This is a genomic window from Alicyclobacillus sacchari, from assembly GCF_004366795.1.
GTDB lineage: Bacteria > Bacillota > Bacilli > Alicyclobacillales > Alicyclobacillaceae > Alicyclobacillus > Alicyclobacillus sacchari.
Window position 1 is genome coordinate 81,690 of sequence record NZ_SORF01000001.1, and the last position, 15,005, is coordinate 96,694.

General features: G+C 57.0%; 9 protein-coding genes. 2 read left to right on the forward strand and 7 right to left on the reverse strand.

Going from position 1 to position 15,005, the window contains the following annotated elements:
- The 5 genes from ppc to C7445_RS00385 form a co-directional block, all read right to left on the reverse strand.
- Positions 1 to 2,715 carry a phosphoenolpyruvate carboxylase gene (gene ppc, locus C7445_RS00365; protein WP_134158076.1) on the reverse strand — a complete coding sequence of 905 codons (2,715 nt, stop codon included), beginning with the start codon at positions 2,713 to 2,715 and terminating at the stop codon, positions 1 to 3.
- A gap of 134 nt (positions 2,716 to 2,849) precedes the next feature.
- Entirely contained in the window at positions 2,850 to 4,610 is a 1,761-nt protein-coding gene (locus C7445_RS00370) for a methyl-accepting chemotaxis protein (RefSeq protein ID WP_134158077.1), read from the reverse strand.
- Positions 4,611 to 4,867: 257 nt separating this feature from the next.
- On the reverse strand, positions 4,868 to 5,128 hold the full coding sequence (locus C7445_RS00375; protein WP_134158078.1) for an HPr family phosphocarrier protein: 261 nt from the start codon (positions 5,126 to 5,128) through the stop codon (positions 4,868 to 4,870).
- Between the two features lie 15 nt (positions 5,129 to 5,143).
- On the reverse strand, positions 5,144 to 6,289 hold the full coding sequence (locus C7445_RS00380; RefSeq protein ID WP_134158079.1) for an ABC transporter ATP-binding protein: 1,146 nt from the start codon (positions 6,287 to 6,289) through the stop codon (positions 5,144 to 5,146).
- Between the two features lie 92 nt (positions 6,290 to 6,381).
- Complete coding sequence (locus C7445_RS00385; protein WP_134158080.1) at positions 6,382 to 7,485, reverse strand: PucR family transcriptional regulator; 1,104 nt, start codon at positions 7,483 to 7,485, stop codon at positions 6,382 to 6,384.
- A gap of 123 nt (positions 7,486 to 7,608) precedes the next feature.
- On the opposite strand from C7445_RS00385, the gene C7445_RS00390 reads away from it, so the two are divergent.
- Together C7445_RS00390 and C7445_RS00395 are read left to right on the forward strand one after the other, a co-directional pair.
- Positions 7,609 to 9,033, forward strand: coding sequence for an NAD-dependent malic enzyme (locus tag C7445_RS00390; protein ID WP_134158081.1), 1,425 nt, complete (start codon positions 7,609 to 7,611; stop codon positions 9,031 to 9,033).
- Between the two features lie 122 nt (positions 9,034 to 9,155).
- Positions 9,156 to 10,682, forward strand: a complete 1,527-nt coding sequence (locus C7445_RS00395; protein WP_134158082.1) for a glycosyl hydrolase family 18 protein — start codon at positions 9,156 to 9,158, stop codon at positions 10,680 to 10,682.
- A gap of 98 nt (positions 10,683 to 10,780) precedes the next feature.
- Here C7445_RS00395 and odhB read toward each other — a convergent pair whose 3' ends face one another.
- Entirely contained in the window at positions 10,781 to 12,013 is a 1,233-nt protein-coding gene (gene odhB / locus C7445_RS00400) for a 2-oxoglutarate dehydrogenase complex dihydrolipoyllysine-residue succinyltransferase (protein WP_134158083.1), read from the reverse strand.
- Positions 12,014 to 12,036: 23 nt separating this feature from the next.
- A complete protein-coding gene (locus C7445_RS00405) occupies positions 12,037 to 14,856 on the reverse strand; it encodes a 2-oxoglutarate dehydrogenase E1 component (protein WP_166668918.1) in 2,820 nt (939 codons plus the stop codon).
- Positions 14,857 to 15,005 lie beyond the last annotated feature (149 nt).

A 15,005-nucleotide genomic window follows, 5' to 3' on the forward strand; every position in this document is an offset into this window, starting at 1 on the left:
TCAGCCTGTATTGCGAAGCCCTGCCGCGATGCCATTGATCGTCTGCAAGACATCTGCGAGCAAAGCGTCGCGCTCCGCTTCATCCGCCGTTTCCCGCAACTGTTGCAACAGGCGCACCTGGAAGAACGAGAGCGGATCGACATACGGATTGCGCAGGGAAATGGACTCCTGGATCACAGAGCGATTATCGAGCAAGTGATCGTACTCCGTGATGAGGAGTACGACTCGCCGACTCCGTTCGTACTCAGCTTCAATTTCCGGGAAAATACGTTCGCCCGCTTCACCAGCCAGGAGAGCATATTCCCGCGCAACCAGCATGTCGGCCTTCGCCAACGCCATTTGCAAGTTGTCGATCAACGTCCGAAAAAATGGCCAATGGCGATACATCGCCCGGAACTCGTTTAGATGACCATGATCCTCCTGCAGCACGTGTTGCATCGCCGTGCCGAAGCCGTACCACGCCGGTAACAAATGGCGGCTCTGCGTCCATGAAAACACCCACGGGATGGCCCGAAGATCCTGAATGCGCGCCGAGTTCGTGCGCTTTGCCGGACGCGATCCAATATTCATTTTTCCGATCTCGTCGATAGGCGTCGCCTGATGAAAATACTGCAGGAAGTCTGGATGTTCGAAGACCAACTTGCGATAGGCCCGAAAACTCTGCTTGGAGGCGCGATCGAGCAATGCGAACCACCGCTCGTGCGCAGCCTGCCACTGCTCGCTATTTTGCCGAGTCGCGCCGATCAAGACAGCGGCCGTCGCCGACTCCAACGAGCGCTCGGCAATTCCAGGATGGCCGTAGCGTTGCGAAATGACCTCGCCTTGTTCCGTAATTTTGACATGACCGCGCAAAGCTTCAGTCGGCTGTGCCAAAATACTCTGCTCGACCGGACCGCCGCCCCGTCCCAACGCCCCGCCGCGACCGTGAAAGAACTTGATTTTGACCGCTTGTTCTTTGGCGATTGCGAGCAATCTGCGCTGTGCGGTATACAGCGACCAGTTGGCCGTCAAATAGCCTCCGTCCTTGTTGCTGTCCGAATAGCCTAACATGATTTCTTGACGGTGGTCATGGGCGGCGAGATGGCGCCTGTACACGTCATTCGCAAACAGCGACTCCATAATGGCCGGTGCAGCTTCCAGATCTTCAATGGTCTCGAAGAGCGGTACGACGTTGATATGACTGCGGGGCGGTTCGCTCGGTCCTTCCGGCCATCCGAACAGGCCGGATTCCTTGGCCAGAAGCAGGACTTCGAGCAAATCGCTCGCGCCTTGTGTCATGGAGATCAAATAGTCGCGCACACAATCGCGCCCGTAGATCTCATGTCCACGGCGAACACAGTCAAATACGGCCAAGGCCTCCGTCGTGACGTCGGAGTACGTGTGATACGGATTGCGGATCGGCCTCGGCGAAGCGAGACACTCGGACAATAACTGCATGCGTTCCGCCTCGTCACAAGCCATGTAATCGGGCAGTCCGGCCGTTTGGAAGAGCTCCGCAACCGCCTGTTCATGAACGCCGCTGTGTTGGCGAATGTCCAGCGTGACCATGTGGAAACCGAATAACTGCAGCTGCAACATGAAGGGGTGCAAATATGCCTCGACCAAGCGCTCGCCGCGGTGATTGGCCAAAGATTTCGCCATCAATTCGACGTCCGCCATCATATCAGCCGGCGTGGCATAGTAATCGCCATGCGGCGATTCGCCATGGATGCGGCGTCGCGTGTTTTGCAGCCGCTCCAGCATTTGGTTGATTTTGGCTCGGTAAGGCTCGTCCGACACCGTGTCGAGCGAGCGCAACAACTCGTCATCAGCGCCGACGCGCTCGACCGAGGAACTGAGATCCCGCCCGAGTTCGCGCAGACGCGAGGCGTATTTGTTCAAGGCGAGATCGCAATGAAGGAGCAACGTCTGCTGTGTGATCTCGGCTGTTACGTTCGGGTTGCCGTCGCGATCCCCCCCCATCCAAGAACCAAAACGAATAACCGATGGCAGATCACATGACTGCACACCGAATTGATCGCGCACGGCCGCCTCCAGCTTCTGATGGACGTGCGGAAGTACGTCAAACAAGATTTGATCGAGGAAATACAAGCCATTGCGCACTTCATCCAAAACCGTGATCCGTTGCTTGCGCACCGAGCGAGTTTGCCACAAAGCGACAATTTCGGTTCGAATCTGTTCGTGAATCGCGGTCAACTCGCGCGGCGTCTTACGCGGATCATCCATTTCTTCGAGGAATGCTGCAATTTTGGTATGTTTGTCGAGAACGCTTCTTCGCAACGCTTCGGTCGGATGTGCCGTGAGCACAAGTTCGATCCCGACCTCTTCCAAAAGGCGGTTGACATCATCTTCGTTCATACCGCGGTTTGCAAGCGTCGCCACAGCGTCGCGAAACGATCCACGCAACACTTGTTGCGACCGATCATAGTCCCGGTGACGGCGCAGCCGATGGTTTTGCTCCGCCAAGTTCACCAATTGGAAATATACTGAAAACGCATGAATAGTATCGTTGCGCAGTTCAGCCGGTACCGCAGCGACCGCGTCGGTTAGAGCCTTCCGCGTTGCCGGCGATGGTTCTGCGCGAAACGTCTTCGCCGCAAGACGAATGCGTTCGACCTGCGCAAACACCTCGGTTCCACACTGCTCCACCAAGACTTCACCTAGCAAATCGCCCAGCACGCGTATATCCCGATGCAGTGGCGCATCGTTGGCCATTGGGCATACCTCCTGATCTCACCACTCAACGCGAGGGCATGTCGCCCCCGGCCTCTCGTATCTCTCGTTCAAGCGTACACTGCGAAGCGATAACGTGCAATGAGTGTGAACAAACAGAATTGCCAAATACCCGATCACATTTGGAAGCGCCCGATGAGCGCCTGCAACTCTTGAGCACGATCGCTCAGCGAGCCCGCTGTCGCCGCAATTTCTTCCATAGATCCCGATTGAGTCTGCGACGCTGCGACAACGCTTTGCGACTCTGCGGCTGCCGTTTGCGCGAGCTGCACGACAGCTTCCATATAAGTCGCCATGCCGACAGAGCGATTCGCGATGGTGCGCGTGGCTTCCGTCACCACATCGACGCGCTCGCCAACCGCGTCCATCGATTGCCGGATCCGCGCAAACGTCTCCTTCGTCTGACCCGCTAACACGGTGCCTTCCTGTACCTCGGACGTCACGTCGCTAATGGAACGCACCGTTTCCTGTGTCGCATCCATTAGGCTGTTGATAATTTGTGTGATCTCACGCGCCGCTGCCGCACTGCCCTGGGCAAGGTTGCGGACCTCCTCCGCAACAACGCCGAAGCCGCGGCCATGTTCACCGGCCCGAGCCGCTTCGATCGCGGCGTTGAGCGCGAGCAAATTCGTCTGATCGGCAATGCTTGCAATCGTCTCGACAATGTGGCGAATGTCTGCCGACTGTTCCGCGAGGCGCTCGATGAGATCGGCGGCGCGGTCCGCCCGCATGCGAATCGTTTCCATCTGATGCGCCATCGACTCCATCATGCCTGCGCCTGTACCCGCCTGTTCCTGCGTGGTCGCGGCGGTTGTGTGCAACTCGCCAGCGAGTTCCGACACCTTGTCGATCTCGCGAATCACGGTCTGCACCGAACTCGAAGTCTGATTGATTTCGTCCATCTGTTTCGCCGCGCCGGCGGCAACCTGTTCAATGGACTGCGCGATTTCCTCCGTCGCGTGCATCATTTCGTCCGAGCTGGCCGACAGTTCCTCGGATGACGCGGCGACGTGCTCGGACGCCTCGGCAATCCCGAGAATCAACGTGCGCAAGTTCGCCGCCAGCGTGTTTAACACATTTGCTAAGTCCGCCAATTCGTCGCGCGACGTCATCTTTAGCTCTTCCACTTTCAAGTTTCCTTTTGACAGTTCAAACGCCAACTTGCGCATGCGCAAAATGGGTTTTGTGATGACGACAGACAAAATCCAGCCGCCGCCAAAGCCGATGGCAATAGCAACCACTGCTATGAGCACGTTCCACAGGACCGTCTGCTTGAGCAGCGCATCGACTTGACTGCGGGCTGCATCTCTCAGCGACTGCTCATCGTCCGTAAATTGCATTAAACTTTGGATAAGCGGTTGGATGGTGTTTGTCGTGAAGTACGTCTGCGCCTGTGCCAAATCCGTATTGGCCTCTTGAAAAGCCGTCTTGTTTTGGGATAAGATCGGTTGCCATTCAGATTCAAATAAGTTCAAAATTGCTTGATCCTGAGAACTGATGTGCATTTTCTGCAAGGCTTTCAAATCCGCTTGCACTTGGCTGGCATCCGCATTGTACGCCTGCAGCTGATACTGTGCTTCCGGCCCATTGGGAGCCAGCAGATAAATTGCCGCATCGCTATCCGCGCTGCGGATGTCGTAATCAAATTGGCGAATCATATTCAAAACCTGCTCAGCACTCTCCATGTTCGCAATGGACGCGTGAATTTTCTGCACAATCACCCCATTGGCAACACCAATCGCGACAATCAGCACAGTCATCAAGGCTGTATTGACCATGAATTTCTGACGTATGCGTAGACGTGGTGTCAAACGCGTGATTTGAGCACGAATGCTGTTCCATGATTGTACGATACGGACCCCTGTCTGTTTGTTCATGTGACCCACTCCAATGACTAGGACTTCTTGCGGCACGCCCATGACGGCGTCTGATTACGCACTCCAAGGTAATCGGTTTCAACCCATACGTTGATGTATTCGCGGTGTCGATACGTTTCCCTGCATGGCGACTCAAGTCGAACAGGCATTTTTCGATCACGACCAACACGGTTGCTTCATAAAACAACTGCCCGACGTGCCCGAGCAGCTTCCCGCGATCAAAAAACTGCCCAGGCAAGCCTGGGCAGCTTTTCGGATTATAAACTTTCTTTCCCCAACAAGTCCGCGAGTGCAGCTACGGCTTCTGCCTCGTCGCTGCCTTCTGCTTGCAAGGTCACCGTTTCGCCGTGGGCAATCGCCATCGACATGACACCGAGTACGCTCTTGGCGTCGACGAACTGATCGTGCTTTCCGACGCGAACGTTGCTCGAGAACGACGATGCAAGTTTGACGAACTCCGCCGCAGGCCGGGCGGCTAGCCCTTGCGCCAAGTTGACCGTCAAAACTTTCTCCACCATGGACAACACCTCGATTTAGACCAATGCCTCTTGTTTTGCAGGCGCCGCGAACCCAATGGACACCTCGGTCTCCGCGTCGAAGATGTGAATCTTGTTCAAATCGACTGCAAGTTTGACAGAGCTGCCAACATGATACATATGACGCGGATTGACACGAGCAATGAACGTGTTTTCGCCGACACTGCAGTGCAGATATAACTCAGAACCCATATGCTCGACGACCTCGACCTGTGACTGCAGAACCGTATCTGGATACGTCGTCATAAACACTTCTTCATCGTGCAGGTCCTCGGGACGCACACCGAGCACAACCGGCTTGCCGATCACGCCAGAACTCTTTAACACACCATAACGCCCTTCCGGCAGGCGCAGCGAGATCGCAGGGGCGCGGAAGTAGAATGCGTCGCCATCGGCGACGATTTCGCCGCGTATGAAGTTCATTGCCGGCGATCCAATGAAACCTGCGACGAACATGTTCTTCGGTTGCGAATAGACCACTTGCGGCGTATCCGCCTGTTGAATGATGCCATCCCGCATGACACAGATCCGATCGCCCATCGTCATGGCTTCCGTCTGATCATGTGTAACGTAAATCATCGTCGTTTGCAACCGCTGATGCAACTTGCGGATTTCGGCGCGCATCTGCACACGCAGCTTCGCGTCCAAGTTGGAGAGCGGTTCGTCCATCAGGAACACCTGTGGTTCGCGGACGATGGCGCGACCCAGGGCAACGCGCTGGCGCTGCCCACCTGACAGCGCTTTCGGCTTGCGATCCAAAAGATGCGCGATATCCAGGATCTTCGCCGCTTCCTGCACGCGCTTGTCGATTTCGGCCTTCGGCACCTTGCGCAACTTGAGTCCAAACGCCATGTTCTGATACACGGACATGTGCGGGTACAGGGCATAGTTTTGGAACACCATGGCAATGTCGCGATCTTTCGGTGCGACGTCGTTCACGCGGCGCTCCCCAATGTACAAGTTTCCATCCGTAATATCTTCAAGGCCTGCGATCATGCGCAGCGTCGTCGTCTTACCGCAGCCGGACGGTCCGACAAACACGACAAATTCCTTGTCCTGGATGTCTAGATTAAAATCTTTAACCGTCGGTTCCGCCGCACCACTGTACGTCTTGTAAATATGTTCGAGCAACACACGTGCCACGAATCGTCAACCTCCCAAGTCTCGCTGTGATGTGGCTAGTGTAGCAAAGTGCACGCACAGGGCCTATGTGCAGGTTGTACGGAATCGCACCGTCAAGATGAAGCAACTTGTTGTGGCGTGGAGCAAGCGGCAAGATACAGCGCAATCGCGTCCTCGCCCCGGCGGACGTCAAATCCACTCGCTTCGTGCAGCCTCTCGATCCGTGCAAGCAACGTGTTCCGGTGCACATAGATCGATCTCGCGGCTTCACTCGCATTGAGATTCGCCTTCAACATGGCCGCCGTCAGTTCGCGCCAGCCTTCAGGCCATTCCGTCAAAGGCTGTACCGCCCGCGCCGTCAACATCGCCTGCAACACGTTCCATTGCAAAGCATCGACCACACTGACCAGGTACAACCCTGGGTCATCCCCAAAAACCCCGTACGTGCGGTTATGTCGCTCGCCCATGCGCGCCGTCAACTGCAAAGACGCAAGCGCGGAAGAAATTCTATGTAAACCCATCACAGGCATTGATACCCAAACCCTTGCATCGACAAATGCTTCCGCCCGCACCGCCGCCGCCAACTGTTCTGCAACAGCCAGCAACTGTGGAAATGGCTGTGCACAGGTGCTCGTAGATGCAGCCCCATCACATTCGATCGCAGCGAGATCGTCATTGGAAAGGAAGACCAAGAGACTCGGACCTCCTGCTTCGAACTCATGCCACCCGCTTCCGAGCACCGCCTCGGTCACGTGTCTAGCAATATCGGCATCCTCCTCGAGTTGTCGCTCATGGTTCGCGTGTCTAGCCGTCCATTCGATCGCGACAAAATACCCGGGGAACTTCTTTTGCATAAGCGCTCCCCAATCGCGCCGATCATCGCGGTTGTCTGCCCTTGCAACTGCAACCGTCAACTCCGCAAACGTCATCTCGCGACAGCTTCGATACGCCTGTCCTACGGGGCGTTCGCTGCCTGACCTATGCGCTTGCGCCAACTGGCGCAACGTCCAGGCCAGGGCGGATCGCACCTGCTCTGGAGCGTTCCAATCGAGAAAGCGAATGGCTCTACCCTCATCCAGCCGCAGCAGCCAGCCGTCCTCGCTTTGGCACCAGCCAAACCTCGGGACATCTGTGTGACTGGGCGGCCACTCGACAAGCGTCCAACCGACTCCGAAAGCCTTTGCCCAGTAATCCAACGCATCGTGCCACCAATCCATCGTTTCCGCCCCTGTCGATCGCAACGTCGATTTTGCCTACAGAACAAGTTTAACTCGATTGTAACTGCGACGGCACGTTTGTTACACTGAGTCCATGATGGGGTAAGGCGAAGGAGGCTCTTCATGGAACTGCAGCGAACTGGAATTAGTTTGATTTATCGCTTAGAACTCACCAACCAGGGTACCACCTTTGCAAAAGTGGCCAGCCTTGTCGGCGATGCGGGCGGTGACATCGCCGCTGTTGACGTGATCCGCGTAACGCCGGACATGGTGGTACGCGATATCACCATCAACGTCAGCAGCCGAGAGCACGGCCGTCAACTCGCTGACATCCTGGATCGCGAACCAGGTATTCATGTCGTCGCCGTGTCTGACCGTACATTTCTCGTACATCTCGGCGGAAAACTGGAAGTTGCACCAAAGTTGCAGGTCAAAAACCGCGAAGATCTGTCGCGAGTCTATACGCCTCATGTCGCCCGCGTCTGTGAAGCGATCCACGAAGATCCCTCGAAAGCGTTTCAATTGACGATTAAGCGCAACACCGTCGCCGTGGTGTCGGATGGAACAGCCGTTCTGGGACTGGGCGATATCGGCCCGTACGCGGCCATGCCCGTGATGGAAGGCAAGGCGATGCTCTTTAAGCAATTTGCCGGGGTCGATGCATTCCCTATCTGCCTCGACACAAAAGACCCAGATGAAATCGTTGAAACGGTCAAGCAGATTGCACCCGCGTTTGGCGGTATCAATTTGGAGGATATCTCGTCACCGCGCTGCTTCTACATTGAGGAACGTTTGCGCAAGGAACTGGATATTCCCGTCTTTCACGACGACCAGCACGGCACAGCGGTCGTCATGCTGGCTGGCCTGCTGAACGCCGCGAAGCTGGTGGGCAAGCCATTGCCAAGCTTGAAAGTCGTGGTCGTCGGCATTGGCGCAGCCGGGGTCGCGTGCACAAAGATGCTGCTCAAAGCGGGCGTCACCAACATTTTGGGCGTCACCCTGGATGGCATTATCCACCGCGGTGCGACGTACGAAAACGAGATGTGGAATTGGTACAAGGAGCATACAAATCCGGACAATGTGACGGGGACGCTGGACGACGCCATCGCCGGCGCCGATGTGTTCATCGGTGTCTCTGGACCGGGCGTGCTCACGGTTGACCATATCCGCAAGATGGCGCCGGATCCGATTGTCTTTGCCATGGCCAACCCGAATCCGGAAATCGAGCCTGAACTCGCCGCTCCTCACGTACGGGTTTTGGCGACGGGCCGCTCGGATTATCCAAATCAGATTAACAATGTGCTGTGCTTCCCTGGTATTTTCAAAGGTGCATTGACGGCGCGCGCCTACACCATCAACGAGGACATGAAACTGGCGGCGGCAGAAGCCATCGCTTCCACGATTCGCGATCACGAACTGCGCGAGGACTATATCATCCCGTCGGTCTTCAACCAATCGGTCGTACAGCGGGTCGCGGACGCAGTCGCCGAGGCTGCGCGCAAGTCGGGCGTCGCACGACGCGAAGTGCCGCCGACCAACAATTTTTGACACGTAACTTGCTCTGTCAAGATTCACCGCTTGTCGACGTATCCGCCGTTTCGTAGTGTTATCGATGTAGGGTCGGAACAACCGACACCATCGCACTACGAACGGAAAGGACACGCGCGCTGATGCAGATACTTCGTCGTCGCAAGGCAGGCGTCGGCTTTGTGGCTGCCGCCTGCTCGACATTGGCACTCGCCGCTTTCCCACACTTTGAACATGCAGCATCGGCGCAGCCTCCACTCCATATTTCGCCTGCAACCATCAGCTATAGCGGACACACCGCACACGTCTATAAAATCATCCAAGACAAGACGACGTACATGCCTGTATACTACGTCATGCAAGCTTTGAACGAATTTGGATGCACGAACGAATGGAACGGATCCTCTTGGCTGTTCTCGGTGCCCAATCCGCAGTCGATAGACTGGGACAATCTTGTCATCGGCTCAGGCAAAGTAGCCCTATACGTAAACGGACGTCTTGTCTCGATGGTGAATCCAATCGTCGCGATCGACCCGAACAGTGGCAAACCAACCACCTACATACCCGTATGGTACGTGATGCAGATGCTGCAGCGCGCCGGCATTGCATGCGCGTGGAACGGCAGCCTTTGGTCCCTAGCCTATCAATCCAACTTACCCCAGCCATTGCAAGCAGGATTGTGGAACAGTGCATTCATCGACGGCGATACGCCGTCCGTGAACGATGTCCGCCTGCACCGCCAACATGTCAATGTCCTGTTTGTGAACGCGTTCGACCTCAACAGCGACGGAACCCTAAGTCAGGATCAGGGCCAAGTGGCTTGCATCTATGCGCACCAGAATGGCATGCTTGCCATCGCCCGCGTCGACAGTTTCGATGGTTCGCAACTGGCGAATCTACTCGCCAATCCGCACAAGGCCCTGGCATTGGCGCAGCGCATCGTACAGGCTGTCGCGGCAGGTGGCTACGACGGGGTGAACATCGACTTTGAGTTGCTCCCGCCCTCCGCGCAAGTGTCGTTTTTGTCGTTCCTGCAGCAGTTACACGTTCTGCTCGCCAATCAGGACAAGTGGCTGACCATCGACGTTCCCGCCATCGACGACCCAACATCCGATACCTGGGACGAAGCCTATAATCTGCAGCAAATCGGTGAGATCGCCGATAAAGAAGTGCTCATGAGCTACGACTACAGCTATCCAGGCAGCCCACCTGGTCCCATCGCCCCGCTGCCGTGGGTCATCAGCACCATTGCCTACGCGGTATCACAAACACCTGCGAACAAAGTCCTGCTTGGCATCGATACCTACGCCTACGACTGGGGCCAAAGCCATAATCCTACGGTTCTGACCCTGCAACAGGTGGACAATCTTGCGGCCCAACCAGGTACGACTGTGTCCTACCATGCGACGACCGCAACGCCCATGCTCACCTATTCGCGAAACGGGATCACGCATACCGTGTATTATGAAACGCCTTCGAGTCTGTCGGCCCGCATTCAGGAAGTTGGCGCGTTCGCGCTGGGCGGCATCGCCCAGTGGCGGATCGGTCTTGAGGACACAGCCACGGATCAGGTTCTCGACAGTCTCAATCCAGCGGCGACTGGCAACACAACCGCACCGACACCATCCAACACGACAACCAACTCGGACACAAACACCCCCGTGAGTTGACGCGATCCCGGACATACAACAAACAAGGCTGCAGATTTCCCTGAGTGTCAGGAAATCCGCAGCCTTGTCTTGATGATCGAACGCTGTCTACTGTGTCATCAACCTTCGATGAGCAGTGATTCGGGATCTTCTATCATTCGCTTGACGGCGACGAGGAAGCGCACCGCTTCACTGCCGTCGACGATCCGGTGGTCATAGGACAACGCAATGTACATCATCGGTCGGATCTCAACTTGGCCATTGACGGCAATCGGCCGTTGAACGATATTGTGCATCCCGAGAATGCCGACCTGCGGCGCATTCAAAATCGGCGTCGAAAGCAGTGACCCGAATGTACCGCCGTTTGTGATGGTAAACGTGCCACCCTGCAAATCTTCCAGTCCAAGCTTGTTAGAGCGAGCCTTTGCGGCCAAATCCGCAATTTCACGTTCGATATCGGCAAATGTCAGCCTATCGGCGTTGCGCACCACCGGCACCACCAGTCCGCCTTCCGTGGCAACCGCGATGCCAATATCGTAGTGGTGCTTGATGATCATGTCTTCGCCCTGGATTTCGGCATTCAAACGCGGGAACTGCTTTAGCGCACCGACGACCGCCTTCGTGAAGAAGGACATGAAGCCGAGGCCCACACCATACTTCTCCTTGAAGTTGTCCTTGCGGCGTTTACGGACGTCCATGACAGCGCTCATATCGACCTCGTTGAACGTCGTCAACATGGCTGCCGTGTGTTGCGCCTCGACGAGGCGCTTCGCTATCGTCGCGCGCCGACGCGACATGCGCACCCTCTCTTCATCCGGGCGATTGGTGATCGCCGGTGCCGATTGCGGAGATGGTGCTGATGTGGAAGCCGCCGACGCGACGCGGGCCAAATCGGCAATTTCGATCCGCCCCGTCTGCAGTTGCCCCAGATCCACGCCCTGCTCGAGCGCGGCACGACGAACAGACGGCGTTGCCCGCACCGTCGACGGCGCTGCAGGCGGAACCGCTTGCGCGGGTGCCGCCGCCTTAGGCTCCGCCGGGGCCGATGCAGCCGGAGCTGGCGCCGCTTGTGCCGGCTGCGCAACTGGAGTCTGGGCAACCCCTGCGGGCGCAGCCGCCCCTTCGCTGATCACTGCGATGACGTCGCCAATGCCGACCATCTCACCAGCCTGCTTCAGGATGGAGCTCAGAACGCCTGCCTGTTCCGCGATAACTTCGACGTTGACCTTATCCGTCTCCAGCTCGGCGATGGTTTCTCCCGACTCGACAGCGTCTCCCTCGCGCTTGAGCCATTGACCGACAGTCGCTTCCACAATCGATTCGCCCAGAGAAGGTACTTTTACCTCTGCCACGTTTGTTTCCTCCCCAATCGCACTCAGTTGATGTCGTTCGCCAAAGCAGCTTGTAAAATGTCCGCCTGCACCCGGTTGTGGACGTCTGGTGAACTTTCGGCGACAAACGCCTGCTCCGGCCGTCCGATGTAACGCAGACGTACGCCTTCCGGCAACAGAGCCTGCAGGCGGGGCCGGATATAAGCCCAAGGCCCTTGATTTTGAGGTTCTTCCTGCAGCCAAACCACTTCTTTAAGGTTCTCGTAGGCCGCGAGAACTTCCTGCAACTGCTTCGTCGGCAATGGATACAATTGCTCGATGCGGGCGGTCGCGAGATGGGCCGTTTCACTCGCATCGCGCTTTCCGATCTCGGCCGTCAACTCGACACCGACCTTGCCGCTGGACAGGACGAGTCGCTGGACCTTCTTCGCGGCCGCTTTCGCGATCGACTGGTACAGCACCGGTTGGAAGCGCCCTTCGCTGAATTCTGCGGCTTTGGACGCGGCAGCGGCGCTGCGCAACAAGCTCTTGGGCGTCATCACGATCAATGGCCGTGCATTACTGCCAAGGCGAGCCGCTTGACGGCGCAGCAAATGGAAGTACTGTGCGGACGTCGTGACGTTCGCCACGACGAAATTGTTGCGCGCCGCCAATTGAAGGAACCGTTCCACACGAGCGCTCGAGTGCTCGGATGCCTGACCTTCGAACCCGTGCGGCAAAAGCAGCACCAATCCGGACGCTTCCCCCCACTTCGCCCGCGCCGCAGCGAGGAACTGATCGAACAGCGGCTGTCCGACATTGGCGAAGTCGCCAAACTGAGCTTCCCACAGCACGAGCGTCTCCGGCGCCTCGATGTTGTACCCGTACTCAAAACCAATCACCGACGTTTCCGAGAGCGGGCTGTTATAGACCACGAAGCTCGCTTTGGCACCCGGCAGATGTTGCAGCGGCGTATACTTGTGGCCGTTGTTCACGTCGTGTAACACGAGGTGGCGCTGACCGAACGTCCCGCGCTCCGAATCCTGACCCGTCAAGCGAATCGGTGTGCCCTCGCGCAAAATGCTGCCAAAGGCCAGGGCTTCCGCATGCGCCCAGTCAATGTCCCCGCTATCCACCGCATCGCGGCGGCGTTCCAAAATGCGGCGCAACTTCGGATAGACCGTAAAGTTCGGCGGCGTATCGAGGAGTGAGCGATTGATTTCGCGCAGGTCGTCAATCGAGACCGACGGAGCCTCCTCCGTTTGCTCGGAGAAGTCGTCCACCTTCGCCGTTACGTGAACATCCGGGTATGCTTTGTAGGCCTTAAGCAATTGTTCGTCGATTTCTTGATCGATCCGCGCAATTTCCGACGCGTCGATGGCGCCGCGCGACTGCAGTTCCCCTGCATACAACTCCTTCACCGTCGGGTGCGACGCAACTTTCGTATACAGCACCGGCTGCGTCATGCTCGGATCGTCAGACTCGTTATGGCCCCAGCGGCGATAGCCGACGAGATCGATCACGACATCTTTGTGGAACGTCTCGCGGAATGCGAACGCGAGCCGGATGGCGCGGATACAAGCCTCCGGATTGTCAGCGGAGACATGCACGACCGGCATATCGTAACCCTTCGCGATGTCGCTGGCGTACCGCGTCGATCTGCCCTGATCCGGATCGGCCGTAAAACCGACGTGGTTGTTGGCGATGATGTGCACGGTGCCGCCTGTGTAGTATCCAGGAATTTGAGAAAAATTGAGCGTCTCCGCGACAACACCTTCGCCCGGAAATGCCGCGTCGCCGTGAACGAGAATCGGAAACGCCTTGTGCACGTCTTGAATCGGTTGCCCCGGACGCGTCCGATCCTCCTGCGCGGCGCGCGCCATTCCTTCGATCACGGGGTTTACCACTTCCAGGTGGCTGGGGTTGTTTGCCAGCACATAGCGAATCTTGCGGCCACCTGCGTCGGTAAAGACGTGCGTCCATCCTTGGTGATATTTGACGTCTCCGCCCCAGCCGCGCTCGTACTCGGCCAACTCGTCGTCGCTCGCGAGTTCGTTGCCCGTGTGGAATTCCGCAAAAATGCGTTCATACGGCTTGTTCAGGACATGTGCAAGTATGTTGAGGCGGCCGCGATGGGCCATGCCGACAATCACATTGGGGCACCCTGAATCAACGGCAAGCGATGCAAGCGCATCCACCATTGGCACGAGCGCATCCAGACCTTCGACAGAAAACCGCTTTTGTCCAGCAAAGCGCCTGTGCATAAACCGTTCAAACAGTTCCGCCTGGGCCAGCTGGCGGTACAACTGCCTTTGCTCATCCACGCTCAGCGGCGTGTGAAAGCGGCGACTCTCCACTTGCTCGGCGAGCCATTCGCGTTCCTGGCGATTGGCCAAATGCGCAAATTCGTAGCCGAGATCGCGGCAATACACGGCCTTCAGCGCCTCTACAGCCGTCCGTGCATCGCGCGCTTCTGCCGCAACCGGCCCGCCGACGATGGATGCTGGCAAATTCGACAAATCAGACTCGATGACGCCGTAGGTGGACAGTTCTAACTCAGGGGAGGACTCGGCAGGAAACATTGGATCGGTGTCGGCAGCGAGGTGTCCGTATGTACGGATGCTGCGCACGTATTCTGCAACGCGTGTGACGACGTCCGGCGACACACCTGTCCCGCCGGCAGCAGTAAAGACTTCGCGCTCTTGCAACGAAGCGAAGACGGCTTGCCCCGGATCGCCATAACGGTTGAACATCTCGCGCGTTTCCGCGCTCACGGCGTTCGGATCGCGCTTGTACTCCTCATACAGTTCCAGCAAGTACCCAAAATTCGGCCCGAAGAATTGTTGCCAGAATGATTGCAACGGTACAGGCTGCTCGTTCTCCATCGTAAACCCCTCTTCCATATCTCTGGGCGCACCAAGAGATACAATACTCCTTTTTCGGGAATATTGCATGGACAACACGGAGAATTTCCAAGCAGGAATTCGACCATGATGTCAGAGAATGAATAGATCGGGACAGTCACGTTCCCATT

Coding starts and splice junctions, on each gene's coding strand:
- C7445_RS00385 (WP_134158080.1), bottom strand. CDS start 7,485: ATGGATTGGTGGCACGATGCGTTGGATTACTGGGCAAAGGCTTTCGGA.
- C7445_RS00395 (WP_134158082.1), top strand. CDS start 9,156: ATGCAGATACTTCGTCGTCGCAAGGCAGGCGTCGGCTTTGTGGCTGCC.
- C7445_RS00375 (WP_134158078.1), bottom strand. CDS start 5,128: ATGGTGGAGAAAGTTTTGACGGTCAACTTGGCGCAAGGGCTAGCCGCC.
- C7445_RS00405 (WP_166668918.1), bottom strand. CDS start 14,856: ATGGAGAACGAGCAGCCTGTACCGTTGCAATCATTCTGGCAACAATTC.
- ppc (WP_134158076.1), bottom strand. CDS start 2,715: ATGGCCAACGATGCGCCACTGCATCGGGATATACGCGTGCTGGGCGAT.
- C7445_RS00390 (WP_134158081.1), top strand. CDS start 7,609: ATGGAACTGCAGCGAACTGGAATTAGTTTGATTTATCGCTTAGAACTC.
- C7445_RS00370 (WP_134158077.1), bottom strand. CDS start 4,610: ATGAACAAACAGACAGGGGTCCGTATCGTACAATCATGGAACAGCATT.